This is a genomic window from Agromyces sp. Root81 (genome assembly GCF_001429165.1).
Lineage (GTDB): Bacteria > Actinomycetota > Actinomycetes > Actinomycetales > Microbacteriaceae > Agromyces.
In genome coordinates this window covers 271,447-297,848 of record NZ_LMIR01000004.1, presented here as the reverse complement: position 1 = coordinate 297,848, position 26,402 = coordinate 271,447, and the positions used below count along the sequence as shown (strand labels likewise).

The window sequence follows — 26,402 nt, the reverse complement described above, 5'->3', positions numbered from 1 at the left end:
CCGCCTCGGTGTGATCGGCCACCGCGGGTTCCGGCGCCGTCACACTCGAAGGGTATCGGAGTCGGTGCGCTTCGTGGGAGAGCCGGGGTCGGCCGGTTCGACGGCGACCCGTCAGGCGTCGAGCAGTCCGCCGATCGCAGCGGCGATCGCGTCGTCCTCGATGAGGAAGGCGTCGTGGCCGTATTCGGACGAGACGACGACGGGCGAGTCGCCGTGGACGCTGCCGCGAAGACCGGCAGCGATCACCCGCTGGCCGCTGAGCGGGAAGTACCGGTCGCTGTCGATGCCGAGCACGAGACTGCGAGCTTCGACCCGGGCCAGTGCCGCCTCGACGCCGCGGCGCCCGCGCCCGATGTCGTGCGAGTTCATCGCCTGGGTGAGCACGATGTAGCTGTTCGCGTCGAAGCGGCGCGTGAACTTGTTGCCGTGGAAGTCGAGGTACGACTCGACCGCGAACCGGCCTTCGCCGCCGAGCGGATCGAGGTCGGACTGCCAGCTGCGGGTGAAGCGCTGGTTCAGCTCGCTCGCCGTGCGGTAGTTCAGCATCGCCATGCGCCGGGCGAGCGCGAGGCCGCGCGTCGGGCCATCGCCGTCGGGGGCGTCGTAGAACTCGCCGCTGCGGAATGCGGGATCGGTGCGGATCGCCTCGATCTGCACGGAGTTCAGGGCGATCTGGTCGGCGGAGGTCGAAGCGGGCGCCGCGAGCACCGCGATGCGCTCCACGGCATCGGGTGCCATGATCGCCCACTCCAGCACGTGCATGGCCCCCATCGAGCCGCCGACGACCGCGGCGAAGCGTTCGATGCCGAGTTCGCGCGCGAAGGCGATCTGCGCCCGCACCTGGTCGCGGATGGTGAGGAAGGGGAATCGGATGCCCCATTCCGCCCGGTCTGGTGCGAGCGAAGCCGGTCCCGTCGAGCCCTGGCATCCGCCGAGCACGTTCGGCGCGACGACGAACCAGCGATCGGTGTCGATCGCGAGGCCGGGGCCGACGATGCCCGGCCACCAGCCGGCGCTGGGATGCGCGGGGCCGGCCTGGCCGACCACGTGGCTGTCGCCGGTCAGCGCGTGCAGCACGAGGATCGCGTTGTCGCGCGCGGGCGAGAGCGTGCCCCACTGCTCGTAGGCGATGCGTGCGGAGGGGAGCACACGGCCCGACTCGAGGGTCACGTCGCCGATGTTCGCGAATCGGCGGTCGCCGACGGCGTCGCCCTCCCGCCAGGCGCCGGTCGCGGGGGCGCGGCCGGTGAGCGACGCAGCCCGCGCCTCGGTGACGATGCTCGCGGGCACCGCGTCGGCCGTCGTCTGCCAGTCCATGCTTCGATTCTTCCCGAGGTCACGGGGCCGCCGCTCATTGTTACGTCGGCGGAAGCGCCGGTCGTCGCCGAGACGTCGCGGACGGCGACCACGGCGGCGATGTGGTCGCCGTCCGCGACCGCTCGGCGGGCTGAACGCGACGAGCCGGAGAGACAGCGGATGCCGCGAGCCCGTGCAGGCCCGCGGCATCCGTCGTTCGCAGCGTGTCAGACGCGCGCGGCCTCCGTGGCGGCGCGCGCTGCGGCGAATCCGGCCTCGAGGTCGGCCTTCAGGTCGTCGATGTTCTCGATGCCGACCGACAGGCGCACGAGGCCCGGTGTGACGCCGGTCGTGAGCTGCTGCTCGGGGGTCAGCTGCGAGTGCGTCGTCGACGCCGGGTGGATGACGAGCGAGCGCACGTCGCCGATGTTGGCGAGGTGGCTGAACAGCGACAGGTTGTCGACGAGTGCGCGGCCGGCGTCGACGCCGCCCTTCAACTCGAACGAGAGCACCGCGCCGACGCCCTTCGGCGCGTACGTGTTGGCCGCGGCGTACCACGGGCTCGACGGCAGGCCCGAGTAGTTGACGCTCGCGACGTCGGGGTGGTTGTCGAGCCACTCCGCGATCTCCTGGGCGTTCTGCACGTGGCGCTCGATGCGGAGCGAGAGCGTCTCGATGCCCTGGATGAGCAGCCAGGCGCTGTTCGGCGAGATCGCGGCGCCGAGGTCGCGGAGCAGCTGCACACGCGCCTTGATGATGTAGGCGAGGCCGTCGCCGACCGCGGCCGTGTAGCTCGCACCGTGGTACGACGGGTCGGGCTCGGTCAGGCCCGGGAACTTCTCGACGTTCTTCGACCACTCGAAGCGCCCGCCGTCGACGATGACGCCGCCGATCGTGGTGCCGTGGCCGCCGAGGAACTTCGTGGCCGAGTGGATGATGATGTCGGCGCCGTGCTCGAACGGGCGGATGAGGTACGGGGTCGCGATCGTGTTGTCGACGATGAGCGGCACGCCGACGTCGTGGGCGAGGCCCGAGACGAGGCCGATGTCGAGCACGTTGATCTTCGGGTTGCCGATGGTCTCGGCGAAGAAGAGCTTCGTGTTCGGGCGCACCGCGCGGCGCCATTCCTCGGCGTCGTCCTGGTTCTCGACGAAGGTCGCCTCGATGCCGAGCTTGGCGAGCGTGTACTTGAAGAGGTTGTACGTGCCGCCGTAGATCGACGACGACGAGACGATGTGGTCGCCGGCCTGGGCGATGTTCAGGACCGCGAAGGTGGCCGCCGACTGGCCCGAGGCGACGAGCAGTGCGCCCGTGCCGCCCTCGAGGGCGGCGACGCGCTCCTCGACGACGGCCTGCGTCGGGTTCTGGATGCGAGTGTAGATGTTGCCGAACTCGGCGAGCGCGAACAGGTTCTGCGCGTGCTCGGCACTGTTGAACACGTAAGACGTGGTCTGGTAGATCGGCGTGGCGCGGGCGTTGGTCACGGGGTCGGGCGCGGCACCCGAGTGCACCTGCTTGGTCTCGAAGCGCCAGTCGGCGGTCTCGGTCATTGGAGTCTCCTCAGGGAACGGCTCGGGCGGGTCGCCGCGGCTTTCGAGCCACGTTAGGCGGGCGCGCAGGAGCGGGCAACGGGGGCCGCAACACGGCGTCACGCACGAGGCATCCGCTCGCCGCGCGGCATGAGCTCGGCCGAGCCGCTACTTGGGTCCGCCGTCGGGCGGCAGCACGATCGTGCCGGTCGCCGTCGACGGTTCGGGGCGGAACATCCACCGCGCCCGCGGCTCGACGAGCGGTCGGAACACCCGGCGCACCGGTTTCAGCGAGAGCACGATCGAGATCCCGACGCAGAGGAGCATCATCGCCGGCAGCACCCAGAACGGCTGGTCTCCGGCGAGCACCCCCGTCTCCCGGAACGGGAAGAGCACGAAGGTGTGCAGCAGGTAGATGTACATCGTCGCGGTGCCGAACGGGGTGAACCAGTGCGCACGGCGCGGCATCAGCACGAGGAACGCGACCGAGAGGAGCATCGCGACCAGCAGGAGTCCCAGCCGGATGGCGCCGGACCACGGCTCGTCGTAGCCGATCGCCTGGTACGACTCGTCGTAGAGCATGAACCGGCGCAGCTTCAGGTCGCGCCACGTCTCGATCGCGAGCGGCATGAGCACGAGCGTCACTCCGAACAACGCGATCGCGCCCGCCCGCCAGCGCCAGGCCACCGCGGAGCGGAGCTCGAGCCAGCGGCCGGTCAGCTGCCACTGCCGCAGCTTCCAGCCGAACACGAAGAACGGGAGCATGCCGAACGTGCGGGAGAGGGCGAAGGTCGAGTCGATCGACTCGGTGTACCCGGCGCCGATCGAGATCGCGATCGCGATGAGCAGCGGGTAGCGCAGCAGCACGAGGTACGGCAGCACGATGCGCCACACCGCGAGGGCGATGAGGAACCAGAGCGTCCACGACGCCGTGGCGTAGTCGAGTGAGAAGTCGCTCCCCAGCAGCCACTTGATGATCGTCCAGATCGTCTCGAAGATGAGGAACGGGAAGACGATGTCGGTGAGGATCTGACGGAGCGCCCTCGCGTTCGGCGGGCCGGACTTCGCGAAGTACCCGCTGACCGTGACGAAGACCGCAACGTGGAACGAGTAGATGAACAGGTAGACGCTGTAGGCCGAGTTCGACTCGCCGATGAGCGGGAGGATGCCGTGGCCGATGACCACGAGCGTGATCGCGATCCAGCGTGCGTTGTCCCAGAGGGGTACACGTCTGCGTTTGGTCGGAGTCGCCTGCGGCCGGGTATGCATCACAGTCCATTCAACCGCACGCGTGGCCCGCGGCAGGGCAGAATGGGCGCATGAGCGAGCTGCGAGTGGTCGTGACGGGTGCGAGTTCCGGCATCGGCGAGGCGACCGTGCGCGCCTTCCGGGCCGCCGGGTGGAGCGTCGTCGGGGTGGCCCGCCGGGAGGAGCGCCTGCTGGCGCTCGCCGAGGAGACCGGAGCATCCGTCGTCGTGGCCGACCTCACGAAGCAGGAGGACGTCGACCGCCTGCGCGACCACCTCGCGGAGACCGGCCACGTGCACGCACTCGTCAACAACGCGGGCGGGGCGAAGGGGCTCGACTCGGTCGAGGACTCCGACGTCGACGACTGGGCGTGGATGTTCGAGGTCAACGTGCTCGCCCTGAAGCGGGTGACGAGCGCCCTGCTGCCGCTGCTGCGCCGCGGGGCCGTCGAACGCGGGGTCGCCGACATCGTGAACGTCACCTCGATCGCCGGGCACACCGCCTACGTCGGCGGGGGCGGGTACAACGCCGCGAAGTTCGCGGCGCACGCCCTCACCGAGGTGCTGCGGCTCGAGCTCAACGGCGAACCGCTGCGCGTGATCGAGATCGCGCCGGGCATGGTGAAGACCGACGAGTTCGCGCTCGTGCGCTTCGGCGGCGACCGTGCGAGAGCGGATGCCGTCTACGACGACGTGCCCGAACCGCTCGTGGCCGAGGACATCGCCGCGGTGATCACCGACGCAGTGCTGAAACCCCGGCACGTCGATCTCGACCTCATCGTCGTCAAGCCCGTCGCCCAGGCCGCGCCGTACCGATTCACCAAGGGGCCGCTGGCCGTCCGCCCGGAAGGGGCCTGATCATGGTGCATCGGTCGAGGCCCGCGCCCCGACGCATCTGGTGGGAGCAGCGCACGACGGTGGCGCTCTTCGCACTCGGTGTGGCGTTCATCGTCGCCTACTCGGTGATCGTGCTCGTGCAGGATCTGCCCCCCGAGGTGCGCCTCTGGCTGATGGTCATCCTCGGGATCACGTGGATCGTGTTCATCGCCGATCTCATCGTGCGCGTCTCACTGACCCCGCGCGGCGACAAGTGGCACTTCATCGGGACGCATCCGATCGACGTGCTCTCCGCCCTGCTGCCCGTGTTCCGAGCGTTCCGGGTGCTCGTGCTGCTCCGCGAGGTGCCGTACCTGCAACGCAAGAGCGGCGCCGCCGTGCGCACGAACATCGTGATCTACGCCATCTGCTACTCGGTGCTGTTCATCTACTTCATCTCGCTCGCGACCCTCTCGGTCGAGCGGAACGCCCCCGGTGCCTCGATCACGAGCTTCGGCGAGTCCCTCTGGTGGGCGGTCGTCACGGTGGCGACCGTCGGCTACGGCGACGCCTATCCGGTCACGGTGCCCGGGCGGCTCTACGCGGTGCTGCTCATGGCCGGCGGCGTGGCGATCGTCGGCACGGCGTCGGCCACGATCATCTCGCTCATCAACGAACGCATCGGGCTCGTGCGGATCTCGCACGAGGCGCCGATCACGGCGAGCGGGGCTGCGTCCGCGACGACTCCCGAGGAGGAGCCCGTCGAGGGCCCCATCCCGATGGCCGATCTGCTCGCCGAGGCGCCCGACGACCCGCTGACCGAACGCGAGAGCTGAGGCGAGCGGATGCCGCGGCATCCGCTCGGCCGCGCCGGCACGCAGCTTCGACGGATACCCTGATGGCATGACTTTCGATGCCAACGACGCAGCCCTCGGATCCGATGGCATCCAGCGCGAGATCCTCACCTGGGACGAGTTCGGCGAGGCGGCGCGCACGCTCGCCCGCGACGTGCTCCGCTCGGGTTTCCGCCCCGACGTCGTGATCGCGATCGCCCGCGGCGGACTGCTGCTCGCGGGGGCGATCTCCTACGCCCTCGGCACCAAGGCGTGCGGTTCGATCAACGTCGAGTTCTACTCGGGCATCGACGAGCGCCTGCCCGAGCCCGTGCTGCACCCGCCGATGCTCGACGCGCCGGCGCTCGGCGGCAAGCGCGTGCTGCTCGTCGACGACGTCTCGGACTCGGGGCGCACGCTCGCCAAGGTGCTCGCGCTGCTCACCGACGAGGGCGCCGACGTGCGCACCGCCACGCTCTACACGAAGTCGCACACGGTGCTCGCGCCCGACTTCGACTACCGCCGCACCGACGACTGGATCGTCTTCCCGTGGTCGGCGCTGCCGCCCGTCGAGGTCGTCGAGGGCGCCGCGTGAGCATCCACCTCATCGGCGGCGGGGCGACCACGATCGCGGATGCCGCGTTGTACGCGCCGTTCGTCGCCGAGGCCGCCGCACGGGCGAGCGCAGCGGGCCGCGCCCGGCCGCGCATCGCCGTGATCTCATTGCACCCCGAGGCCCAGGAGAAGGCCGCGGCGCTCGCCGAGCTCCTGACCGCGGCCGGCGACGGCATCGAGGCGCTTGCGACCGCGGGGCGGCCCGGCGAGCCGGTCGCGCTCAGCGCGATCGCCGACGTCGACGGCATCGCCGTGGGCGGCGGCGTCGTCGAAGAGGTGCGCGCCGGACTCGAACCGCTGTTCGGCGAGCTGCGTCGGCAGGTCGCCGCCGGCGTGCCCTACCTCGGCGTCTCGGCCGGTGCGATGGTCGCGGCGGAGGGCTCCCTCGGGAGCGGCTCGCGCATCGGCGGCGTGCCCGTCGCACCGGAGGACCCGGAGGAGCCGGGGCTCGAGCTCGAGATCGAGTCCGGGATCGGCCTGGTCGACGTCGCCATCGAGGTGCACGTCGCCCAGCGCGGCATGCTCTCCCGACTGGTCGCCGCCGTCGAATCCGGGCTCATCGGGGGCGGGCTCGGCATCGACGAGCGCACGGCGCTGATCGTGGGCGACGGCCGCCTCGGCTCCGAGGGCGAGGGCAGCGTCTGGCGGGTGCTGCCGACCGAGGGCGGCGTGCTGGTCTCCACGATCGGCGTCTGAGTGGACTCGGTGCAGTCGCCTGACGAGTTCGGGGCCGGGCTCGTCGACCCGGGGTGGGCCGCGGCGCTCGCGCCGGTGGCGCCGACGATCGCCGAGCTCGGCGGGTTCCTGCGCGCCGAGACCGCAGCGGGCCGCGGCTACCTCCCGGCGGGCGAGCAGGTGCTGCGCGCCTTCCGAGCACCGCTCGCCGACGTGCGCGTGCTCATCGTCGGGCAGGACCCGTACCCGACCCCGGGGCATCCGATCGGCCTCTCGTTCGCCGTCGACCGGCACGTGCGCCCGCTGCCGCGGAGCCTCGCGAACATCTCCCGCGAACTCGTCGACGACCTCGGCGTGCCGCCCCTGCCGCACGGCGACCTCACGCACTGGACCGAGAACGGCGTGATGCTGCTGAACCGCGTGCTGACGGTCGAGCCCGGTGCAGCGGGCTCCCACCGCGGCAGGGGCTGGGAGCAGGTCACCGACCACGCGATCCGCACGCTGACCGCGCGCGATGCTCCGCTCGTCGCGATCCTCTGGGGGCGTGACGCGCAGCGCCTGCGACCTCTGCTCGGCGAGACGCCGGTGATCGAGTCGGCGCATCCGAGCCCGCTCTCCGCGTCGCGCGGGTTCTTCGGGTCGAGGCCGTTCAGCCGGGCGAACGCGCTGCTCGAGGAGCAGGGCGCGGCCCCGGTCGACTGGCGCCTGCCGGCGTGACCGGATCGGCGACCGTGTAACCCGGCTGCAACACGCCGCGGGTACCCTTGGCCGCATGCTCGAAGAGGAATACCAGGAGCGCCGCGTGCTGCCGCCCCACCTTCGGAAGCCCGTACCCGTCGAAGCACCGTTCGAGTACACGATCCGCGAGGCCCGTGCCGCCGACCTGCCCGCGGTGCGCGAGATCTACAACTACTACGTCGCCAACTCCACGGTCACGTTCGACGAGGACGCCATGACCCTCCAGGAGTGGAAGACGAAGTTCGCCTCCCTCGACAAGCTCGGCATGCCGTTCATCGTCGCGGAGTCGCCGAGCGGCGGGCTGCTCGGCTACGCGCTCGTCGCGCCGTGGAAGCCGAAGCGGGCCTACCGGTTCACGGTCGAGAACTCGATCTACCTCGGCCCCGCGGCATCCGGCAAGGGACTCGGTCGGGTGCTGCTCGGCGAGCTCATCGACCGGTCGAAGGCGGCGGGCCTCAAGGAGATGATCGCCGTCATCGCCGACCAGGGCGCCGAGGCCTCGATCGCGCTGCACGAGAAGTTCGGCTTCGTGGAGATCGGTCGCATGGGCCGCGTCGGCTTCAAGTTCGACCGCTGGCTCGGCACGGTGCTGCTGCAGAAGTCGCTCAAGTAGCCGAGCGGATGCTGCGGCGCGGGCACCCGTGCGCACGGGCGCCGCGCCGTGCTCAGGTGAAGAAGCTGAGCTCGACCTCCGCGGCGAGCATCGCGAGGAGTGCTGAGGCGAGCCCCGTTGCGAGTAGGAGGCCGGGGTGGGCGAGGCCGATCGCGACCCGGCGGAGGGCCGGGCGGCCAGAGAGCAGCGAATCGGGCACCTCGCTCGTCTCGGGCGCCTCGCTCCAGCCGCGGAGCCGTGCGAGGAACCAGGAGCAGCGCACCACGAGTGCGGCCCAGAGCACGGTCGCCGCGATGGGAGTGAGCGCGGCGAGCACGTCGAAGCCGATGCCCGTCAGCTCCTCCTCCTTGCCCTCGGCGGCGAGCTGGATCGAGGTCGAGATGGCGGCGCCGAGCACCACAGAGCCCGACCAGGCGAAGAAGGCGAAGACGAGCGTCAGGTAGCGCGCGAAGAAGTGGCCGAACACCGAGGTGCGGTGCTCGAGGTGGTCGCGCGGCGTCGCCCGCAGTACGACGATCGTCGCGGTGAGGCTCGGTGCGACGAGCAGCACGACGAGCAGCGACCACGCCCAGGTCGGCCAGTCGAGGAACACGGCGACGACGATGACGGCGCCGAAGAGGGCCGCCCACGCGGCGCCCGAGACGAGCGGATGCCTCGTGATGGCCTGCATGGCCCCACGATAGCGTCGCCGCACCGCACGCGGCCGTAGGCTCGGAGCATGACGTCGTTGCACGACCACACCGCCCTCGAGCTCCACCAGATGCTGCAGCGGGGCGACGTCTTGCCCGTCGAGCTGGCCGAGCACTACCTCGCCCGCATCGAGCGGCTGAACCCCGAGGTCGGCGCCTTCGCGACCGTCACCCCCGAGGCCGCGCTCGAACGGGCGCGCCACGTGGCCGCCGAGGTGCCGAAGACGGCGCCGCTCTGGGGGCTGCCGCTCGCAGACAAGGACCTGCACCTGCGCGCCGGGGTGCCGGCACGGTTCGGCTCCCGCGTCTTCACCGACTTCGTGCCGGACGCCGACGACGAGCTCGTGCAGGCGGTCGACACGGCGGGCGCGGTCAGCCTCGGCAAGTCCCAGACGCCGGAGTTCGGCCTGCCCTCGTACACCGAGGGAGTCGGCACGATTCCGACTCGGAACCCGTGGAACCTCGCGCTCGGCGCGGGCGGCTCGAGCGGGGGAGCGGCGGCGGCCGTGGCATCCGGCATGCTGCCCTTCGCGCCGGGGTCCGACGGCGGCGGATCGATCCGCATCCCGGCTGCCTCGTGCGGCCTCGTGGGCGTCAAGCCGAGCCGCGGACGAGTGCCGGCGGGTTCTGGGCTCTCGAGCCTCGGCGGGCTGGGCGTCGCCGGGCCGCTCGCCCGCACGGTCGCCGATGCCGCACTCCTGCTCGATGGCATGATCGCTCCCGCCGGGTATCCCGCGGCGCACCGCTACGCGGTGCGTGCGCCGGGCGACGACGGGCCGTTCCTCGGTGCGGCGATCCGCGGCGAGGGCCGGTTCCAGATCGGCGTCATGACCGACTCACCGTGGGATGACGCCTACGACATCGTGATCGACCCCGAGGCGCGCGCAGCGCTCGACCTCGGCATCGAGGTGCTCGACGGCCTCGGGCACGGCCTCGAGGCGATGGCTCCGATGCCGGAGCCCGGCTACTCCGAGGCGTTCCGCACGATCTGGCAGGCCGGCGCCGCGACGATTCCCGTCGACGGCGAGGCCGAGGCGATGCTCGAACCGTTGACTCGCTGGCTGCTGCAGCGCGGGCGGGCGGTGCCCGCACGGCAGCTCGCCGAGGCGCTCGCGTGGCTGACCGGGTTCGAGGAGCGGGCCATCCGCCGGTTCGCCTCGTTCGACGCGGTGCTGACGCCCGCGCTCGCCATGACGCCCCGCCCGGTCGGCTGGTACGACCCCGACGACGGCGAGCGCAACTTCGCCCAGCAGGTGCAGTTCACGCCGTTCACCTCGTTCGTGAACGTCTCGGGCCTACCGGCGATCACCGTGCCCGTCTCGGAGACGGCGAACGGCGTTCCGATGGGCGTGCAGCTCATCGGGCGCCCGGGCGGGGAGGCGACGCTCTTCGCGCTCGCCGCGCAACTCGAGCGCCGGGTGCGGCGGAGCGGGCGGCATCCCGAGCTGTGGTGAACGTCGCGCGAGCACGCGTCGCATCGTCGTGCGACGACCCGGCTTGACGAAGTTAGGTAAGCCTCACCTATAGTGGAGGCATGCTCGGTCTCGACCTCACCCTCTCCTACGACGGCGCCCCCGTGGTGCACGGAGCGGAGATCCACCTCGAACCGGGCAAGGTCACCGCGCTCGTCGGCCCCAACGGCAGCGGCAAGTCGACGCTGCTGCGTGCGCTCGCCCGCCTGCACCGGCCCGACGCCGGCCGCGTGCTCCTCGCCGCCGACGACGGCCACACGATCAGCGCGGGCGCGCACGGCGCCGAGCCCGACGACCTCGTCGAGCACGGCATCGACGCCGCGAGCCTGAACGGCCGGGACTTCGCCCGACGAGTGACCATGCTCGCGCAGAGCCGGCCGACGCCCGGCGGCATCACCGTGCGCGAACTCGTCGAGTTCGGTCGGCACCCGCACCGCGGCCGCTGGATCGCCGGCGACGCCGAGGGCGCCGGGATCGTCGCTCGCGCGATGGAGCTCACCGGGGTCGCCGCCTTCGCCGAGCAGCCCGTCGACCGGCTCTCCGGCGGCCAGCTGCAGCGCGTCTGGCTCGCCTCGTGCCTCGCGCAGGACACCAGCGTGCTCCTCCTCGACGAACCGACGACCTACCTCGACCTCCGATACCAGGTGGAGCTCCTCGACCTGATCCGTGAACTCGCCGACGACCACGGGGTCACCATCGGCGTGGTGCTGCACGACCTCGACCAGGCCGCGGCCGTCGCCGACCGCGTGGTGCTGCTCGAATCCGGCCGCATCCGCGCCGTCGGCACCCCCGCCGAGGTGCTCGTCTCCGACGTGCTGAGCTCGGCCTACGGCATCCGCGTCGACGTCGAGGTCGACGACCGCGGCTGCATCACGACCTGCCCCATCGGCCGCTACAACACGCGTCAACGCGTCGAACGACTCGCCGTCGCCTAGCGCGGCCCGACCTGATCCCCCCCCATCGCGTGGGACACCTCTGCCCGCGCGCCGATCGAAGGACACCATGAGAACCGCTGCCGTCACCCGGCCGACCATCGCCCTGACCGCCATCGCCGCGGCTTCCGTGCTGCTGCTCAGCGGCTGCGGCACCACCGAGAACGCCGGAGCGGCGAGCGGCCAGGCCGCGATCACCATCACCGACGACCGCGGCGAGTCGGTCGAGCTCGCAGCGCCGGCCGAGAAGGTCGTGGCGCTCGAGTGGAACACCGCCGAGAACCTCGTCGCGCTCGGCGTCATGCCGGTGGGCGTCGCCGACATCGAGGGCTACGGCGACTGGGTGAAGGCCGAGACGCTCGACGAGAGCGTGACGGATGTCGGCGACCGCGGTGAGCCCTCGGTCGACGCCATCGCCGGACTCGCTCCCGAACTCGTGCTGACCACGACCGACCTGTCGGAGTCGGTGATCGCCCAGATCGAGGAGTTCGCGCCCGTGATGGTGGTGCGCGGCGCCGACGCGTCGAACCCCATCGGCCAGATGGAGTCGAACCTCGAGCGCATCGCGACCGCGACCGGACGCGTCGCCGAGGGCGAGGAACTGCTCGCCGGCTTCCACGAGAAGCTCGCCGAGGGCAAGGCCGCGCTCGAGACCGCCGGTCTCACGGGCGCTCCGTTCATGATGAGCGACTCGTGGGCCACGGGCGGCCAGGTCTCGATCCGTCCCTTCGCCGAGGGCGCGCTGCTGACCGCCGTCACCGAGGAGCTCGGCCTCGAGAACGCCTGGACCGGTACGGGCGACGCCGACTACGGCCTCGACTCGACCGACGTCGAGGGCCTCACCGCCATGGGCGACGTGGAATTCCTCTACATCGCCAACGGCGAGACCGACGCGTACCAGAACGAGCTCGCCGGCAACGCCGTCTGGCTGTCGCTGCCGTTCGTGCAGAGCGGCAACGTGCACCGTCTGCCCGACGGCGTCTGGATGTTCGGCGGCCCTTCGTCGATGAACGACTACATCGATGCCGTCGTCGCCACCCTTGCCGGCTGAACAGGCTGAAGCGCTGATTCCCGCCCGAGGCGGGGCCCCCCGGCCCCGCCTCGGCGCGGTGCTCCTGATCGCGCTCGGGCTCGTCGTCGCGACGCTGCTCGCCGCGGTGCACGTGACGCAGGGCTCGGCCGATGTCGGCCTGCCCGAGCTGCTCGGGCTGCTCACGGGTGCTTCCGACGACCAGTCGGCCGCAGTACTCCTCGCCTCACGGATGCCGCGTCTCGCCGCCGGCGTGCTCATCGGCATCGCCCTCGGCGTGGCCGGGCTCGTGATGCAGAGCATCTCGCGGAACGTGCTGGCCTCGCCCGACACACTCGCGGTCAATGCGGGGTCCTACCTCGCCGTGGTCGCGGTCGCGGCGTTCGGCATCGTCCTCCCGGTCGCGGGCGGCGGCGTCGTCGCCTTCGTCGGCGGCCTCGCCGCAGCGGGCGTCGTGCTCGCGCTGTCGGCGGGCGGCGGTCGCGGCGGCGGCACCGTGCGCCTCGTGCTCGCCGGATCCGCCATCGCCCTCGCGCTCACGGCGCTCACGACGATGCTGCTCCTGCTCTTCCCCGAGCGCACCGAGGGCCTCTACTCGTGGGGCAACGGCACGCTCGCGCAGACGGGCATGGCCCCCATGCTCCAGCTCGGGCCCGTCGTGCTGCTCGCGGTCGCCGTACTCTTCCTCTTCGCCCGCCAGTTCGACCTCATCGCGCTCGGCGAGGACACGGCGACGGTGCTCGGCGTTCAGGTGCGGCGCACGCGACTCGTCGGCCTCCTCATCGCCGTGCTGCTCTCGGCGGCGGCGGTCACGGTCGCAGGGCCGATCGGCTTCGTCGGCCTCGCGGCTCCCGCCATCGTGCGGCTCATCGCCGTGCGCGTGCCGGGCATGCAGAAGCACGTCCTGCTCATCCCCGCCGCGGCCGTCATGGGCGTCATCGTCGTGCTCGGCGCCGACGTGCTGCTGCGTCTCGCGTTCGGCGGGCAAGCGGCGGTCGAGGTGCCCACGGGAGTCGTCACCACGATCTTCGGCGCGGTGTTCCTCATCGCCCTGGCGCTTCGGGCTCGCGCCTCCTCCGAGAGCGGCACCGGCTTCGTCATCGGCGCCGGGCTCTCGCCCCGTGGTCGCGGGCTCGTGATCGCGGCATCCGCCGTGCTGCTGGTCGTGCTCGCGTTCGTCTCGCTCCTGCTCGGCGACGCCAAGATGCTCGGCGGCGACGTGCTCAACTGGGCGACCGGGCAAGCCGGGCCGCTCGTCGAGTTCGTGATGAACACCCGTGCGCCGAGGGTCGCCGCCGCGATCCTCGCCGGTGCCGCCCTCGCGCTCGCCGGCACGGTCGTGCAGGCGGTCTCGCGCAACCCGCTCGCCGAACCTGCCATCCTCGGCGTCACCGGGGGAGCCGGCGTCGGCGCGGTGCTCGTGATCACCTTCTGGCCGTTCGCGACGTTCCTCGGCGTCACGATCGGCGGCCTCGCCGGTGCCGCGCTCGCCGCGCTCATCGTCTTCGGGCTCGCGATGCGCGGCGGTCTCGCCTCGACCCGGCTCATCCTGATCGGCCTCGGTGTCTCGGCGGCCGCAGGAGCCATCACCTCGATGCTGATCATCGCGACCGACCCGTACAACGCGGCGAAGGCGCTCACCTGGATGTCGGGCTCGACGTACGGGCGCACCTTCCCGCAGCTCATCCCGCTCGCGATCGTGATCCTCGTCGCCGTGCCCCTGCTCGTCTCTGCGCGCCGGGAGCTCGACCTGCTCGCGTTCGACGACGACACCCCGCGGGTGCTCGGCGTGCGACTCGGCTCGGCTCGGCTCGGCCTGCTCGCCGTCAGCGTCGCCCTCACGGCGACCGCCGTCTCGGCCGTGGGCGTCATCGGCTTCGTCGGTCTCGTCGCGCCGCATGCGGCGCGAGCGCTCGTGGGGTCCCGCCACGCGCTCGTGCTGCCGCTCGCGGCACTGCTCGGGGCGCTGCTCGTGTGCGTCGCCGACACCCTCGGACGCACCGTCATCGCCCCGGCGCAGCTGCCCGCTGGCCTCCTCACCGCCGTCGTCGGCGCCCCCTACTTCGTCTGGCTGCTGTGGCGTTCGCGCCGGAGCGCCTGACCCGCCATTCCCACGGAAGAGAGTTCGCATGGCCAAGCCCGGATACCGAGTGTTCGACACCCAGGTCGCCCAGATCACGCGGATGTCGCCGCACTTCGTGCGCGTGACGTTCCGCTCCGACGACCTGAGGGAGCTCGGCTGGGACGGCCCCGACCAGCGCATCAAGGTCGTGCTCCCGCTCGCGTCGAGCGGATACGACCACGTGCCGTTCGAGGGCGACTGGTACTCGGCGTGGCGGGCCCTGCCTGACGAGCGCCGCAACCCGATCCGCACGTACACGATCCGCGAGGCGCGGCCCGCGGCGGGGGAGCTCGACGTCGACTTCGTCGCCCACGGCGACAGCGGCCCCGCGTCGCGGTGGATCGGCACGGCGAAGCCGGGCGACCGCCTGCTCGTCATCGCGCCCGATGCGACGAGCGAGGAGGAGTCGGGCGGATGGGAGTGGCGCCCGGGCGCCGCAGGCACCCTGCTCATCGCGGGCGACGAGACCGCGGTGCCCGCGGTCGGCGCGATCCTCGAACAGCTGCCCGACGACTCCCGGGGAGCGGTGTTCCTCGAGGTGCCCGAGGCCGCCGACGCGCTCGAGCTGCGCGGTCCGTCCGGCGTCGCGGTGCACTGGCTGGCCCGCGACGCCGCAGCGCACGGGCACGACGGCGAGCCCGGGTACGGCGCGCGCCTCGTCGAAGCGGTCACCGCGTGGGCCGACGCGTGGGTCGCCGCCGACCCCGCCGCGGCCGCCGTGCCGGCCGCGGCCCCGGCGACCGCGCGCGAACTGCCCGCGCTCGACGACGACGACCTCGTCTGGGAGGCGCCCGCGGCCGCCGACGACGGCGGGGTCTACGCCTGGCTCGCCGGCGAGGCCACCGCGATCACGACGCTGCGCCGCCACCTCGTGAAGGGACTCGGCGTCGATCGGCGCCGAGTCGCCTTCATGGGGTACTGGAAGCTCGGCCGCGCCGAGGGGTAGGCAGGTAGCCGCCCGCCTCGAGGCCCGCCTCGATCTCGAAGCGGTTCTTCAGCGGGTTGCGGCCGGCGACGAAGTAGAGCAGCGGGAAGAGCATGCCGTACTTCAGCCACTGCTCCTTGTGCACCGCCTCGTGCCCGAGCACGCGCTCGCCGGCGTTGCGGTTCGTGAGGTAGCAGCCGCCGACGCACGATCCTCCGCGGCCGAAGGTCCACTTCGGCATGCCGGTGAAGACGATGAGCCCGTGCCGGCGCTCGATCGGGCCCGTGCTCCAGATGAAGCCCCACGTGAAGCCGACGGCGGTCGCCCACCAGTAGCCGAGACGGCTGATGCGGGAGTCCGTCAGGGGGATGCGGATCGTGCGGTCGCTCGGACGCTCGGGCCGGATGCCGTTCACGGCGCCGCTCCGGATGCCGCTCGCGTCGCCGCTCATGCCGCCGCCTCGTCGTCGGTGCGGTCGGCGGCGTCCTGCTCGGCTTCAGCCGGCCCCGAGGCATCCGCTGCGGCAGGTCTGCCGAGGGCTTCGAGCAGTCGCAGCCAGACCTCGCTCATGGTGGGGAAGGCCGGCACGGCGTGCCAGAGCCGGTCGATCGGCACCTCGCCGACGATCGCGATCGTCGCCGACTGCAGGAGCTCGGCGACGTCCTGCCCGACGAACGTCGCGCCGACGACCGTGCCGCGCTCGGCGTCGACGACGAGCCTCGCCCGCCCCTCGTAGCCGTCGGCGAGGATGCCGGCGCCGCTGACCGACGCGAACGACACGTCGGCGATGCGCACCCGGCGCCCGTCGCGCTCGGCACCCGCCGCCGTGATGCCGACCGAGACGGCCTCGGGCTCGGCGAACACGACCTGCGGCACGGCCGTGTGGTCGGCCGTCGCGACGTGTGCGCCCCACGGCAGCGTCTGCTCGGGCACGCCGAGGGCGCGCGCGGCGACGAGGTCGCCGACGCCGCGCGCCTGGTACTTGCCCTGATGTGTGAGCAGCGCCCGGTGGTTCACGTCGCCGACGGCGTAGAGCCACGGCTGCGCGTCGTTGCCGGTGGCTCCCGTGGCGAGCATGGTGTCGTCGACGGCGATCCAGTCGCCGGGTTCGAGGCCGATCGTCTCGAGGCCGAGCCGCTCGGAGCGGGGCCGGCGGCCGGTGGCCACGAGGACCTCGTCAGCCGTCAGGACGTCGCCGTCGTCGAGGGTGACGACGACCTCGCCGCTTGCGTCGCGCTCGACACGGGCGGGCCGACTGCCGAGGCGAACGGATGCCCCGAGCCCCCGCAGCCCATTCGCCACGGCGTCTCCGGCGAACGGCTCCATGGCGCCGAGCAGACCGCTGCGGGCGAGCACGGTGACCTCGGTGCCGAAACCGGCGAAGGCGGTCGCCATCTCGACCCCCGTGACCCCGCCGCCGATGACGACGAGCCTCGCCGGCGGTTCGGTGACGCTCGTGGCCTCGCGGCTCGTCCATGGGGCGGCCTCGGCGAGGCCCTCGATCGGCGGAATCACGGGATCGGACCCGGTCGCGACGATCACCGCGTGACGGGCCAGGTACACGACCTCCTCGCCGCCAGTGCGCTCGACGACGACGCGGCGCACGCCGTCGATGCGGCCGTGACCCCGCTCGAGGCTGACGCCGATGCTCTCGAGCCAGTCGGCGCCGCCCTGGTCGTTCCAGTCGGAGACCCAGTCGTCGCGTCGGGCGAGCACCGCCGGCACGTCGAGGCGGCCGGTCGCCGCCTGCCTCGCGCCGTCGACGCGCTGGGCGGCGCGGAGTGCGGCGGCGCTGCGCAGCAACGTCTTCGACGGGACGCACGCCCAGTAGGAGCACTCGCCTCCGACGAGTTCCCGTTCGACCAGCACGACCTCGAGCCCGGCGGCTCGAGCCCGATCGGCCGCATTCTCACCGACCGGCCCGCCGCCGATGACGATGACGTCGACTTCGCGTTCCATCCCGTTCCCCTCCGGCGTGCCGGCACTCGCCGACGCCTGACGCCCAGCCTAGGCAGAAGAGGGCGTCACGGGGCAGGCGATCAGCGCGGCGCGGCGGCGGCCGAGGTGAGCGCGCCGACGAGTCGCAGGATCGTGGGCAGGTCGTCGTCGGCCGCCTGCGGTGACGCCGGCGCGAATCCGGCGATGGCCGCGCCCGCGATGGGGAAGCGGGCTGCGACGGCGCGCAGGAGCGCCACGAGTTCGGCGGCACCGATGCCGAAGGGCATCGGGTACGAGAGCCCGGCGAGCGCCGCCGGGTCGAGCACGTCGAGGTCGATGTGGATGAACACCTGCGAGGCGCCGGTCGCCTCGAGGGCGGCGACCACGACCGATGGGTCGGAGAGGTCTTCGACGGTGAGCGTCGTCACGTCGTGCGCCTCGATGAACCGGCTCTCCTCGTCGTCGATGGCACGGATGCCGCCGAGCACGAGCCGCTCGGGCGCGATGCGGGTCTCGGGGTCGAGGGCGAGCCCTTCGGCGCCCTCGCCGGTGATCGCCCGCAGCGTCATGCCCCCGAAGCCGCCCGACGGCGACGACTCGGGCGTGTTCAGGTCGGGGTGCGCGTCGAGCCAGAGCACGGCGAGGTCGCCGTCGGCGCGCGCGGAGGCGTGACCGACCGACGCGAGCGATGCGCCGCAGTCGCCGCCGATCGTGAGCGCCCAGTCGGGAACGCGGGCGAGTGCCTTGGCGGTGCGCTCGCGCACGCGCACGAGCGTGCTGTACCGCTGCACGCCGGTGCCGAGCGATTCACCGGCCTCGACCGGCACCTCGACGACGATGGTCGACGAGGTCGGGAGATCGCCGAGGATGGCGTCGGCGCCGTCGGCGTGGCTCATGGCACGGGAGGAGACGGATCCCTGCCAGAGCGGGACCACCACGAACGTTGCGGGCATGTCCTCAAGTATCGCGCGAGCGGCGGCCGTTCGCGCCTGCCCGGGGGAGCCTCCACCGTCGCTGCACCCGGCGGACACGGGAACGGCCGCGCCGCGCGAATCCTCGCGCGACGCGGCCGTGTCATCCGAACGGTCCCGGGCTCCCGGCTCAGCCGCCGAGGGCGCCCTGGCCGGAGCCGCCAGCCTTCAGCGCGGCGAGCCGGGCGTCGACCTCGGTGAGCTCGCCGAGGTCGTCGAGCTCGTTGAACTGCGAGTCGAGGCTCGACGCGGCGAGTTCGGCCTGGCCGCGGACGACCGCCTCCTCGCGGCGGATCTTGTCCTCGAATCGGCCGATGTCGCTCGTGGGGTCGAGGATGTCGATCGACTTGACGGCGTCGTGCACCTGCTTCTGCGCCTGAGCGGTCTTCGCACGGGCGACGAGCTCGGAGCGCTTGTTCTGCAGCTGGACGAGCTTCTCCTTCATGCCGTTCAGGCCCGACTTCAGCTTGTCGACGACCTCGGTCTGCGCGGCGATCTGCGGCTCGGCCGACTTGGCCTCGTTCTCGGAGGAGATCTGGCGGCTGAGCGCGACCTTCGCGAGGTTGTCGAACTTGTCGGCACCGGATGCATCGCCGGCCGAGCGCAGTTCATCGCCCTTGCGGCTCGCTGCGACGGCCTTCTCGCCCCACTCGCGCGCGGCTTCGACGTCTTCGCGGTGGTCGTCTTCGAGGAGGCGCAGGTTGCCGATCGTCTCGGCGATGGCGGCCTCGGCGTCGGCGATGGAGTTCGTGAAGTCGCGCACCATCTGGTCGAGCATCAGCTGCGGGTCTTCCGCCTGGTCGATGAGGCCGTTGATGTTGGCTCGCAGGAGCTGCGAGATCCGTCCGAAGATGGACTGCTTTGCCATGGTCGTTCCTTTCGTGGTGATCAGGGTTCGGTCGTGCCGGTTCGTGGTCGGTCGGAGGTCAGTAGGCGGTCGGGTGGTTCAGAATCGGCCTCCGCTTCCGCGCCGGGAGCGCGTCGCCGAGCCGCCGAAGCTCCCGGCGGAGCGGCCACTGCTGCGCCCGCCGCCGAAGCCGCCGCCGCCCCCGCCGCCGAGCACCGAGTTGATGAGGATGCCGCCGAGCACCGCGCCGAAGACATCGCCGCCGCCCGAGCCGCCGGCGCCGCCGCCGTACCCGCTCATGCCGGCGCCGCTCATGCCGCCGAAGCCGCCGACGTCGCGCTGGGCGAGTGACATGGCCTCCGCCGCGAGTCGCTCCGCGCGCTGGGCGGACGCCAGCGCGGCGGCGGGGTCGGTCGCTGCGCCGCCCTGGGCCTCGACGAGGAGTCGCCCGGCCTCGGCCAGACGGGTGCGCGCCTCCGCGCCGATCGCACCGCGCCGGGCGACGAGGTAGTCCTCGGCGGCCTGCACCTGCGACCTCGCGCTCGTGAGCGACCGGGAGAGCTGCGCCTGCACGCGGGCGGCCTGCTCCGCGGCATCCCGCACGCTCTGGATCGTGCCGTCGATCTCGGCGTCGACCTGCTCGAGCCTCGCCTGCAGGGCGATCGGGTCGCGCCCGGGTGCGGTGATCGCTGCCCGGATCGACGCGGACTCCGCCGCGACCCGATCGGCGATCGCCGCCGCGTCGGCGTTCTGCAGCCCTCTGGCGGTCACGACGTCGCGATCGAGGTCGTCGACGCCGGCGGCCACCGCCGTGTCGGCGGCCGCGAGATCGACGGCGAGCCGCTCGACCGCCGCCGTCAGCAGCGCGGTCTGGTCGACCGCCTCCTCGGCCGCGCGGATGCCGACCGCGGCCTGCGCCGCGTCGCCCGACGCCACGTCGGCGCTCGCGGCCGCGAGCGCCTCGCGGGCGAAGCCGATGCGCGATCGCGCCTGCGTCAGGTTGTCGCCGACGGGGGCGGTGGCGGATGCCGCGTACTGCGTGCCGAGCGCGGCGAGACGTTGCTCGGCCGGGTCGATGGTCGCCTCGGCGGCGGTCGCCGCCTCCTGCACGCGGGCGAGCTGCGCCGGTGCATCGCGCTCGAGCGCACGCAGCTCGTCGAACTGCTCGGCCTGCTCGTCGAGGAGCGCATCGGCCTCCGTCGTGAGCCGGATGATGCCGCCGTACCACTCGCGACGCTGCTCGTCGGTATCGGGGGTCGCGTCGTCGAGCTGCTGCTGCAGGGTGAACGCCTGGGCGACCTTCGCCTTCGCAGTGTCGAGCGCGGTGCGGAACGATTCGGTCGAGGCCTCGCCGTAGGAGGCCACGGCGAAGCCGAGCTCCTCCTCGCTCGTCTTCACCGCGTCGTCGACCTGCACGAGGGCGCTGCCGGCCTGGCGGCGCAGCTCATCGATCGAGGGAAGCGGCACCCGGCCTTCGCCCGAGGCCGCGTCACGCTTCTTCTTGCGCCGTGACAGCACGATCGCGATGATCACCACGATGACCGCGGCGATCACGATGAACCACACGAAGCCCCAGCCGCCTCCGCCTCCGCCACCGGCGGCGTCGCCGGCGATGGCGTTCGCGCCCGCGACCGCAGCACCGGCCCAGTCGCCGTCGTGGAGCTCCGGCTCGATGACCTCGAGGCTGATGCGGTCGAGCTCCTCGGGGGAGAGTGAGGCGTCGCTCGCCGCCGACAGGTAGTAGGCGCCGCCGTCGACGGCCACGGCGAGCAGGTAGTCCTCACTGCCCATGTTGCTGGCGATCGCCGTCTCGTCGGCCCATTCGGCCGCCGAAGCGGGGTTCGTGAAGGTCGAGACATACGCGACGAAGAGCTGGCGGCCGCTGCGGTCGGCAGCGGCGTCGAGTGCGGCGACGACCTCGTCGGTACCGCCTCCCAGAGCGTCGACGGTGTCGACCACGGGCGACGACGGCGGGAACGAGACGGGGTCCTCAGCCCAGGCGAGGCCGGTCGCGCCGGTGCCGATCACCATCCCTGCGACGATCGTGAGCGTCGCGGACCACTTGCGTACTGCGCGCATGCACCAGTGCCTTTCCCCCGTCCGAGCGGACGATCCCGAGTCTATGGGGAGGCCGCGCGCCGCGTCCATGATCAGTCCTCAGGCTCGATCCGCACGGCGGAAGGCGACGGTGCGGAAGACGAGAAGAGCCCCGGCCGATGACGGCCGAGGCTACTCGATTTCGTGCCCCCGGAGGGATTCGAACCCCCGACCTACGGTACCGGAAACCGGCGCTCTATCCCCTGAGCTACGGAGGCGCACAGCTAGAGACATTACCACTTCGCGCACCCGTTCCCGACCCGTCGGGCCGCGTTCGGGCGGGTCAGGAGAGGCTGAGCCGCGCGACGGTGCCGAGCAGGTCGTCGCGCACCTTGGCGGTGAGGAAGGCGCGTGCCCCGTGCAGGACCGGGTCGTCGTCGATGCGCGTCGCGACGACCTCGGGGTACCACCTGCTGATGCGACGGATGCCTCGTTCCACCGCATCGGCGAGGGGCTCGCCCCCGACGATCGCGGTGGGGCCGGCCAGCACGAGCCGACCGGGATCGAGCGTCGCGAGCAGCGGCAGCGAGATATGGGCGACACGCTCGCCGAGGTCCTCGATGATCGCGTCGCGATCATCGCTCGCGGCGATCGCCTCGAGCGTCGTTCGGTGGTCGGCGGCGTGGAGTCCGTGCGCGGCCGCGATGCGGCGCACCGCCACGGCTCCTGCGAGGTCCTGGCTCGTGACGGCGTGCTCGTCGAGCGCCTGGGCGGCCGCCGACAGCGGGAGGAACCCGATCTCGCCCGCGCCGCCGAAGCTGCCGCGGTGCAGGTCGCCGGTGACCTCGAACGACGCGCCGACGCCGTTGCCGAGCCAGAGCAGTGCGAACACGTCCCGGCCCTCGCCCGCACCCGACTCGCGTTCGGCGATCGCCGCCAGGTTCACGTCGTTCTCGACGAACACCGAGACACCGAGCTCGGCCTCGAGCAGGCGGCGCAGGCCCGTGGTCGGCCAGCCGGGCAGGGTCTCGCTGAAGAGCGTGCCCTCCTCGCCGGGGTCGACGTACCCGGCCGTGCCGATGCAGACCGTGTGGACGACGTCGGGATCGGTGCCCGCCGCCTCGCTCGCACCCCGGATCGCCGCGGCGACCTCGCGCACGGCGTCGCGCTCGGCGGGGTCGCGGGAGAGGGCCGCGCGGACGACCGGCCGTTCACCGCCCGCAGCGTCGACGACGGACGCGCGGAGCTCGTCGGCCTCGATCGCGATCGCGACGCCGAGGGGCCGGTCGGTGCGCGCCGCGTACAGCGTGGCGCTGCGGCCGGGATTGCCGGCGACCTGCCCGCGCTCCTCCACCACGCCGGCGGCGATCAGCCGGGTCATCATCATCGACGCGGTCGGCTTGGAGACCCCCACCAGCTCGCAGATGCGGTTGCGGGTGAGCGGGCCGTGATCGAGCAGGGCCGAGAGTCCGACGCGATCGTTGACCGCTCCGAGCCACGACGGTGTGCCCTGTGTTGATCTCATGGTCGCTCGGACGCGATCAGGCCGCGGGGAGGTTGCCGAGCACGTCGGCGACGAGCTGTCCCGCGTCACCGGGCTCGAAGAGCGCGGAGGACTCGATCACGATCCAGTACGGGCCGCTGAAGACCTGCGCCTCACCGGTGCCGTTCGCCTGGCTGAAGTAGCCCTCGACCTCGGGCGGGGTGCCGTACGTGGGCACGGGGGTCGACCCCATCGCGGCGGCGTTCTGGTGCGCGAGGAGCGTGGCGGCCGGGGGAGTGGCGACGGCGATCTCGATGATCTCCCCGCTCGTCTGATTCAGCCAGCCGCAGGCGGTGCCCGCCTCGTCGACGACGGCGACGATGTCCCCGCCCTTCGGCTGGAAGTCGGGCGCCGTGCCGAAGTTCGGGTTGAACGCGTACAGCTGGTCGGGTGTCAGCAGCGCGTCGCACTCGATCGCGAACGGCACGGGCGGTTCGGCGGTCGCGGTCGGTTCGGCGGAGGCGCCGGGGGTCTCGCTCGCCTTCGGCGGGGCGGTCGTCTTCTCGGGGGCCGAGGTCTCGCCGGTGCATCCGCTCAGCAGCATCACGGATGCCGCGGCGATGAGTGCCGCGGCGGCGGCGGGACGAGTGCGGGACAGGAGGGACGAGCGCAGCATGTGACGAACCTTATCAATGGCGGCGGGTAGGATTTGCGGGTGACTCCCGCCGATCTTTCGCATGCCCTGTACGCTCTCGTCCTCGCCATCGTCGAGCGACGTCGCGGCGCGGGCGACGAGGTCGAGTTCGGTCTCACGGCGGACGACGTCGTGCTCGAGCGCCCGAAGAACCGCGATCACGGCGACTGGGCCTCGAACATCGCGATGCGCGTGGCGAAGCCGCTCGGCACGAACCCCCGCGAACTCGCGACCGAACTCGCGGCGGGCCTCGCGGACGTCGACGGCGTCGCGAGCGCCGAAGTGGCCGGCCCCGGCTTCATCAACGTCCGGCTCGATGCCGCGGCCGCCGGCGCGCTCGCCAAGACCATCGTCGAGGCCGGCCCCGGCTACGGCCGGAGCGACTCCCTCGCCGGCCAGGTCATCAACCTCGAGTTCGTCTCGGCGAACCCCACCGGTCCGCTGCACATCGGCCACACCCGCTGGGCCGCGCTCGGCGACTCGATCGGCCGGGTGCTCCGCGCTGCCGGCGCAGAGGTCGCCGACGAGTACTACATCAACGACGCCGGCAACCAGATGGAGAACTTCGGCGCCTCGGTGCTGGCCGCGGCGAAGGGCGAACCGACCCCGGAGGGCGGGTACCCCGGCGCCTACATCGGCGAGCTCGCCCGCCGGGTGCTCGAGCGCGAGCCCAAGCTGCTCGAGCTCGACGACGCCGTCGCGCTGCACACCGCGACCGAGATCGCCTACGAGCTGCAGCTCGCCGAGATCCGCGCCTCGCTCGCCCGCTTCAACGTGCACTTCGACGTGTGGACGAGCGAGCGCCGCCTGCATGCGAAGGGCGACGACGGACTCTCCGACGTCGACACCGCCGTGGAGCGCCTGCGCGCCCAGGGGCACGTGTACGACCTCGACGACGCCGTGTGGGTGCGCACGACCGACTTCGGCGACGACAAAGACAGGGTGATCCGCCGCAGCAACGGCGTCTACACGTACTTCGCGGCCGACGCCGCCTACTACCTCGAGAAGGGCGACCGCGGCTTCGGGCACAAGATCTACCTGCTGGGCGCCGACCACCACGGCTACGTGCACCGGCTCAAGGCGCTCGCGGGCGCAGCAGGCGACGACCCCGAGCGCGACATCGAGGTGCTCATCGGCCAGCTCGTCTCGATCAACGGGGCGAAGCTCTCCAAGCGCGCGGGCAACATCATCGAGCTCGACGACCTGCAGGCGTGGCTCGGCACCGACGCGCTGCGCTACACGCTCGGCCGCTACCCAGCCGACTCGCCGCTCACGATCGACCCCGAGATCCTGCAGCGTCGCACGAACGACAACCCTGTCTTCTACGTGCAGTACGCCCACGCCCGCACCTGCGCGGTCGACCGCAACGCGGCATCCGTCGGCCTCGACCGCTCGTCGTTCGCGCCCGAGCTTCTCACCCACGAGACCGAGTCGGCGCTGCTCGGCGCGCTGCAGGAGTTCCCGCGCATCGTCGCCCAGGCTGCCGAGCTCCGCGAACCGCATCGGGTCGCCCGGTACATCGAAGAGCTCGCCGGGCTCTACCATCGCTGGTACGACAACTGCCGTGTGCTGCCGCTCGGCGAGGAGCCCATCGGCGAGCTGCACCGCACGAGGCTCTGGTTGAACGACGCGACGGGCCAGGTGCTCCGCAACGGCCTCGAGCTGCTCGGCGTGTCGGCACCCGAACGCATGTGACCCACCCCGACCCCGGAGGCCCCGATGGCGAAGCACGGCGACGAGCACGACCAGGACGAGGTCTCCGAGGCGGCGTGGTGGCGGGCGGAAGCGGCCGAGCCCACCGACCCGACCGACCCGCCCTCGCCGGCGGAGGCGGCCGAGCCGGGCGCGACCGACGAGACGCCGGCGGCCGATCCGGGCGCGACCGACGAGGCGCTGGCGGCGACCGCGGTCCTGCCGAGTGACATCGCCGACGCGCAGCCGACGGAGGTCATCGCACCCCCGGCCGCTGCTCCGGCCGCCGCAGCGCAGGGCGATGCCCCCGCCACCGCCCCCTCCACCGCCGGCGAACGCGAACCTCGAGCGCGCCGAGGGCTCGGCCGTGCGGCGCGCATCTGGATCATCGTCGGCGTCGTGCTCGCGGTGCTCGTCGCGCTCGTCGTCGTGGTCGACAACGTCGCACGGGGCATCGCCGAGGAGCGGGTCGCCGAAGAGATCGAGGCGAACCTGCCCGACGGCGTCGACGGCGACATCGATGTGACGATCGGCGGGTTCTCGGTCATCGCGCAGTACCTCACCGGAACGATGCAGCACGTCGAGCTCACCGCCCCCGAGCTGAGTGTCGACGGCGCACCGGTGGCCGTCTCGGTCGTCGCCGAGGGCATGCCGGTCGACCTCGACGCGCCCGTCGAGCGGCTGACGGCCACGATCACCGCCGACGAGGCGTCGATCAACCAGCTCGTCTCGGTCGCGGGCATCGAGACCGGGCTCACCCTCGGCGACGGCACCGTCGGCTACGAGGGCCGTCTCGAGGTCTTCGGCCTGCCGATCACCTACCAGGTCACGGCGACCCCCATCGCGGCCGGCGACTCCGTGCTCCTCGAGCCGGCCGGTGTCGAGGTCGGAGCCGTCGGAGCGTCGATCGACGTGTCGGGCGTCGTCGAGCGGCTCCTCGGCGGCAACCCGCTCGAGGTGTGCATCGCCGACCGGCTGCCGCAGGGCGTGCAGCTCGACTCGGTCGCGGTCTCGCCCGACGCGGCCGTCGTGCGGCTCGACGCCGATGGGATCGTGCTCGACTCCGCGTCCCTCCAGCAGACGGGCACGTGCGGCTAGAGCTCGCGCGGTGATCCTCGTCGCGGCGTGGGCGCGAGGCCGTCGATTCGGCTCGGCATGCACGCCTCGATAGACTCGCGGTACGCCGGCCCACAAGGTGGCGCGCACAG

24 protein-coding genes and 1 tRNA gene are annotated in these 26,402 nt (G+C 72.2%); 13 read left to right on the top strand and 12 right to left on the bottom strand.

From position 1 onward, the window contains the following. Positions 1-111: 111 nt before the first annotated feature. The 3 genes from ASE14_RS18195 to ASE14_RS18185 form a co-directional block, all read right to left on the bottom strand. Positions 112-1,317, bottom strand: a complete 1,206-nt coding sequence (locus tag ASE14_RS18195; protein ID WP_056658473.1) for a homoserine O-acetyltransferase — start codon at positions 1,315-1,317, stop codon at positions 112-114. A gap of 206 nt (positions 1,318-1,523) precedes the next feature. Next, positions 1,524-2,846, bottom strand: coding sequence for a bifunctional o-acetylhomoserine/o-acetylserine sulfhydrylase (locus ASE14_RS18190; protein WP_056658470.1), 1,323 nt, complete (start codon positions 2,844-2,846; stop codon positions 1,524-1,526). Positions 2,847-2,993: 147 nt separating this feature from the next. Then, the gene (locus tag ASE14_RS18185) at positions 2,994-4,094 is read right to left on the bottom strand and encodes an acyltransferase family protein (RefSeq protein WP_056658467.1); all 1,101 of its coding nucleotides are present in this window, start codon (positions 4,092-4,094) and stop codon (positions 2,994-2,996) included. Between the two features lie 50 nt (positions 4,095-4,144). Here ASE14_RS18185 and ASE14_RS18180 point away from each other — a divergent pair, with 50 nt between their 5' ends. The 6 genes from ASE14_RS18180 (at position 4,145) to ASE14_RS18155 (ending at position 8,362) form a co-directional block, all read left to right on the top strand. Next, on the top strand, positions 4,145-4,930 hold the full coding sequence (locus ASE14_RS18180; protein ID WP_200953381.1) for an SDR family NAD(P)-dependent oxidoreductase: 786 nt from the start codon (positions 4,145-4,147) through the stop codon (positions 4,928-4,930). A 2-nt stretch (positions 4,931-4,932) separates the two neighbouring features. After that, positions 4,933-5,724, top strand: a complete 792-nt coding sequence (locus tag ASE14_RS18175) for a potassium channel family protein (protein ID WP_056658465.1) — start codon at positions 4,933-4,935, stop codon at positions 5,722-5,724. A gap of 67 nt (positions 5,725-5,791) precedes the next feature. Next, positions 5,792-6,316: a phosphoribosyltransferase gene (locus tag ASE14_RS18170; protein WP_056658462.1), complete on the top strand. Its 525-nt coding sequence runs from the start codon at positions 5,792-5,794 to the stop codon at positions 6,314-6,316. After that, positions 6,313-7,032 carry a Type 1 glutamine amidotransferase-like domain-containing protein gene (locus ASE14_RS18165; protein WP_056658460.1) on the top strand — a complete coding sequence of 240 codons (720 nt, stop codon included), beginning with the start codon at positions 6,313-6,315 and terminating at the stop codon, positions 7,030-7,032. Before ASE14_RS18170 ends, ASE14_RS18165 begins: the two co-directional genes overlap by 4 nt. 9 nt (positions 7,033-7,041) lie before the next feature. After that, entirely contained in the window at positions 7,042-7,728 is a 687-nt protein-coding gene (locus ASE14_RS18160; protein WP_157373081.1) for a uracil-DNA glycosylase, read from the top strand. Between the two features lie 55 nt (positions 7,729-7,783). Next, on the top strand, positions 7,784-8,362 hold the full coding sequence (locus tag ASE14_RS18155) for a GNAT family N-acetyltransferase (RefSeq protein WP_056658456.1): 579 nt from the start codon (positions 7,784-7,786) through the stop codon (positions 8,360-8,362). Between the two features lie 52 nt (positions 8,363-8,414). Here ASE14_RS18155 and ASE14_RS18150 read toward each other — a convergent pair whose 3' ends face one another. Continuing rightward, entirely contained in the window at positions 8,415-9,032 is a 618-nt protein-coding gene (locus tag ASE14_RS18150) for a hypothetical protein (RefSeq protein ID WP_056658453.1), read from the bottom strand. Positions 9,033-9,080: 48 nt separating this feature from the next. Between ASE14_RS18150 and ASE14_RS18145 the strand changes: the two genes are divergently transcribed. The 5 genes from ASE14_RS18145 (at position 9,081) to ASE14_RS18125 (ending at position 15,553) form a co-directional block, all read left to right on the top strand. Next, the gene (locus ASE14_RS18145) at positions 9,081-10,505 is read left to right on the top strand and encodes an amidase (protein ID WP_056658450.1); all 1,425 of its coding nucleotides are present in this window, start codon (positions 9,081-9,083) and stop codon (positions 10,503-10,505) included. 80 nt (positions 10,506-10,585) lie between these two features. Beyond that, a complete protein-coding gene (locus ASE14_RS18140; protein WP_056658448.1) occupies positions 10,586-11,458 on the top strand; it encodes an ABC transporter ATP-binding protein in 873 nt (290 codons plus the stop codon). Positions 11,459-11,525: 67 nt separating this feature from the next. Then, complete coding sequence (locus ASE14_RS18135; protein WP_056658445.1) at positions 11,526-12,506, top strand: iron-siderophore ABC transporter substrate-binding protein; 981 nt, start codon at positions 11,526-11,528, stop codon at positions 12,504-12,506. Then, positions 12,478-14,586: an iron ABC transporter permease gene (locus ASE14_RS18130; RefSeq protein ID WP_082601040.1), complete on the top strand. Its 2,109-nt coding sequence runs from the start codon at positions 12,478-12,480 to the stop codon at positions 14,584-14,586. The genes ASE14_RS18135 and ASE14_RS18130 overlap by 29 nt, the downstream gene beginning before the upstream one ends. Positions 14,587-14,614: 28 nt before the next feature. Further along, on the top strand, positions 14,615-15,553 hold the full coding sequence (locus tag ASE14_RS18125; protein WP_056658443.1) for a siderophore-interacting protein: 939 nt from the start codon (positions 14,615-14,617) through the stop codon (positions 15,551-15,553). Here the strand turns inward: ASE14_RS18125 and ASE14_RS18120 are convergent. The 8 genes from ASE14_RS18120 to ASE14_RS18085 all read right to left on the bottom strand — a co-directional run bounded on the left by ASE14_RS18120 (position 15,516) and on the right by ASE14_RS18085 (position 23,484). Further along, positions 15,516-15,983 carry a hypothetical protein gene (locus ASE14_RS18120; RefSeq protein WP_056658441.1) on the bottom strand — a complete coding sequence of 156 codons (468 nt, stop codon included), beginning with the start codon at positions 15,981-15,983 and terminating at the stop codon, positions 15,516-15,518. The two genes, ASE14_RS18125 and ASE14_RS18120, sit on opposite strands and share 38 nt — an antisense overlap. Then, complete coding sequence (locus tag ASE14_RS18115) at positions 15,980-17,491, bottom strand: NAD(P)/FAD-dependent oxidoreductase (RefSeq protein WP_082601039.1); 1,512 nt, start codon at positions 17,489-17,491, stop codon at positions 15,980-15,982. Before ASE14_RS18115 ends, ASE14_RS18120 begins: the two co-directional genes overlap by 4 nt. A gap of 80 nt (positions 17,492-17,571) precedes the next feature. Then, positions 17,572-18,423, bottom strand: a complete 852-nt coding sequence (locus tag ASE14_RS18110) for an arginase family protein (protein WP_056658439.1) — start codon at positions 18,421-18,423, stop codon at positions 17,572-17,574. A gap of 148 nt (positions 18,424-18,571) precedes the next feature. Then, complete coding sequence (locus ASE14_RS18105; RefSeq protein ID WP_056658437.1) at positions 18,572-19,309, bottom strand: PspA/IM30 family protein; 738 nt, start codon at positions 19,307-19,309, stop codon at positions 18,572-18,574. Between the two features lie 78 nt (positions 19,310-19,387). Beyond that, positions 19,388-21,367, bottom strand: coding sequence for a TPM domain-containing protein (locus tag ASE14_RS18100; RefSeq protein ID WP_082601038.1), 1,980 nt, complete (start codon positions 21,365-21,367; stop codon positions 19,388-19,390). Between the two features lie 163 nt (positions 21,368-21,530). After that, positions 21,531-21,603: transfer RNA gene (locus ASE14_RS18095), tRNA-Arg, on the bottom strand. Positions 21,604-21,668: 65 nt separating this feature from the next. After that, on the bottom strand, positions 21,669-22,850 hold the full coding sequence (locus tag ASE14_RS18090; RefSeq protein WP_056658431.1) for an ROK family transcriptional regulator: 1,182 nt from the start codon (positions 22,848-22,850) through the stop codon (positions 21,669-21,671). Positions 22,851-22,866: 16 nt separating this feature from the next. Further along, on the bottom strand, positions 22,867-23,484 hold the full coding sequence (locus ASE14_RS18085) for a hypothetical protein (RefSeq protein WP_056658428.1): 618 nt from the start codon (positions 23,482-23,484) through the stop codon (positions 22,867-22,869). A gap of 39 nt (positions 23,485-23,523) precedes the next feature. On the opposite strand from ASE14_RS18085, the gene ASE14_RS18080 reads away from it, so the two are divergent. Continuing rightward, entirely contained in the window at positions 23,524-25,197 is a 1,674-nt protein-coding gene (locus tag ASE14_RS18080; protein WP_056658426.1) for an arginine--tRNA ligase, read from the top strand. A gap of 24 nt (positions 25,198-25,221) precedes the next feature. Next, positions 25,222-26,292, top strand: a complete 1,071-nt coding sequence (locus ASE14_RS18075) for a DUF2993 domain-containing protein (RefSeq protein WP_056658424.1) — start codon at positions 25,222-25,224, stop codon at positions 26,290-26,292. Positions 26,293-26,402: the final 110 nt, after the last annotated feature.

Coding starts and splice junctions, on each gene's coding strand:
- ASE14_RS18195 (WP_056658473.1), bottom strand. CDS start 1,317: ATGGACTGGCAGACGACGGCCGACGCGGTGCCCGCGAGCATCGTCACC.
- ASE14_RS18190 (WP_056658470.1), bottom strand. CDS start 2,846: ATGACCGAGACCGCCGACTGGCGCTTCGAGACCAAGCAGGTGCACTCG.
- ASE14_RS18185 (WP_056658467.1), bottom strand. CDS start 4,094: ATGCATACCCGGCCGCAGGCGACTCCGACCAAACGCAGACGTGTACCC.
- ASE14_RS18180 (WP_200953381.1), top strand. CDS start 4,145: ATGAGCGAGCTGCGAGTGGTCGTGACGGGTGCGAGTTCCGGCATCGGC.
- ASE14_RS18175 (WP_056658465.1), top strand. CDS start 4,933: ATGGTGCATCGGTCGAGGCCCGCGCCCCGACGCATCTGGTGGGAGCAG.
- ASE14_RS18170 (WP_056658462.1), top strand. CDS start 5,792: ATGACTTTCGATGCCAACGACGCAGCCCTCGGATCCGATGGCATCCAG.
- ASE14_RS18155 (WP_056658456.1), top strand. CDS start 7,784: ATGCTCGAAGAGGAATACCAGGAGCGCCGCGTGCTGCCGCCCCACCTT.
- ASE14_RS18150 (WP_056658453.1), bottom strand. CDS start 9,032: ATGCAGGCCATCACGAGGCATCCGCTCGTCTCGGGCGCCGCGTGGGCG.
- ASE14_RS18145 (WP_056658450.1), top strand. CDS start 9,081: ATGACGTCGTTGCACGACCACACCGCCCTCGAGCTCCACCAGATGCTG.
- ASE14_RS18140 (WP_056658448.1), top strand. CDS start 10,586: ATGCTCGGTCTCGACCTCACCCTCTCCTACGACGGCGCCCCCGTGGTG.
- ASE14_RS18135 (WP_056658445.1), top strand. CDS start 11,526: ATGAGAACCGCTGCCGTCACCCGGCCGACCATCGCCCTGACCGCCATC.
- ASE14_RS18130 (WP_082601040.1), top strand. CDS start 12,478: ATGCCGTCGTCGCCACCCTTGCCGGCTGAACAGGCTGAAGCGCTGATT.
- ASE14_RS18125 (WP_056658443.1), top strand. CDS start 14,615: ATGGCCAAGCCCGGATACCGAGTGTTCGACACCCAGGTCGCCCAGATC.
- ASE14_RS18120 (WP_056658441.1), bottom strand. CDS start 15,983: ATGAGCGGCGACGCGAGCGGCATCCGGAGCGGCGCCGTGAACGGCATC.
- ASE14_RS18115 (WP_082601039.1), bottom strand. CDS start 17,491: ATGGAACGCGAAGTCGACGTCATCGTCATCGGCGGCGGGCCGGTCGGT.
- ASE14_RS18110 (WP_056658439.1), bottom strand. CDS start 18,423: ATGCCCGCAACGTTCGTGGTGGTCCCGCTCTGGCAGGGATCCGTCTCC.
- ASE14_RS18105 (WP_056658437.1), bottom strand. CDS start 19,309: ATGGCAAAGCAGTCCATCTTCGGACGGATCTCGCAGCTCCTGCGAGCC.
- ASE14_RS18100 (WP_082601038.1), bottom strand. CDS start 21,367: ATGCGCGCAGTACGCAAGTGGTCCGCGACGCTCACGATCGTCGCAGGG.
- ASE14_RS18090 (WP_056658431.1), bottom strand. CDS start 22,850: ATGAGATCAACACAGGGCACACCGTCGTGGCTCGGAGCGGTCAACGAT.
- ASE14_RS18085 (WP_056658428.1), bottom strand. CDS start 23,484: ATGCTGCGCTCGTCCCTCCTGTCCCGCACTCGTCCCGCCGCCGCCGCG.
- ASE14_RS18075 (WP_056658424.1), top strand. CDS start 25,222: ATGGCGAAGCACGGCGACGAGCACGACCAGGACGAGGTCTCCGAGGCG.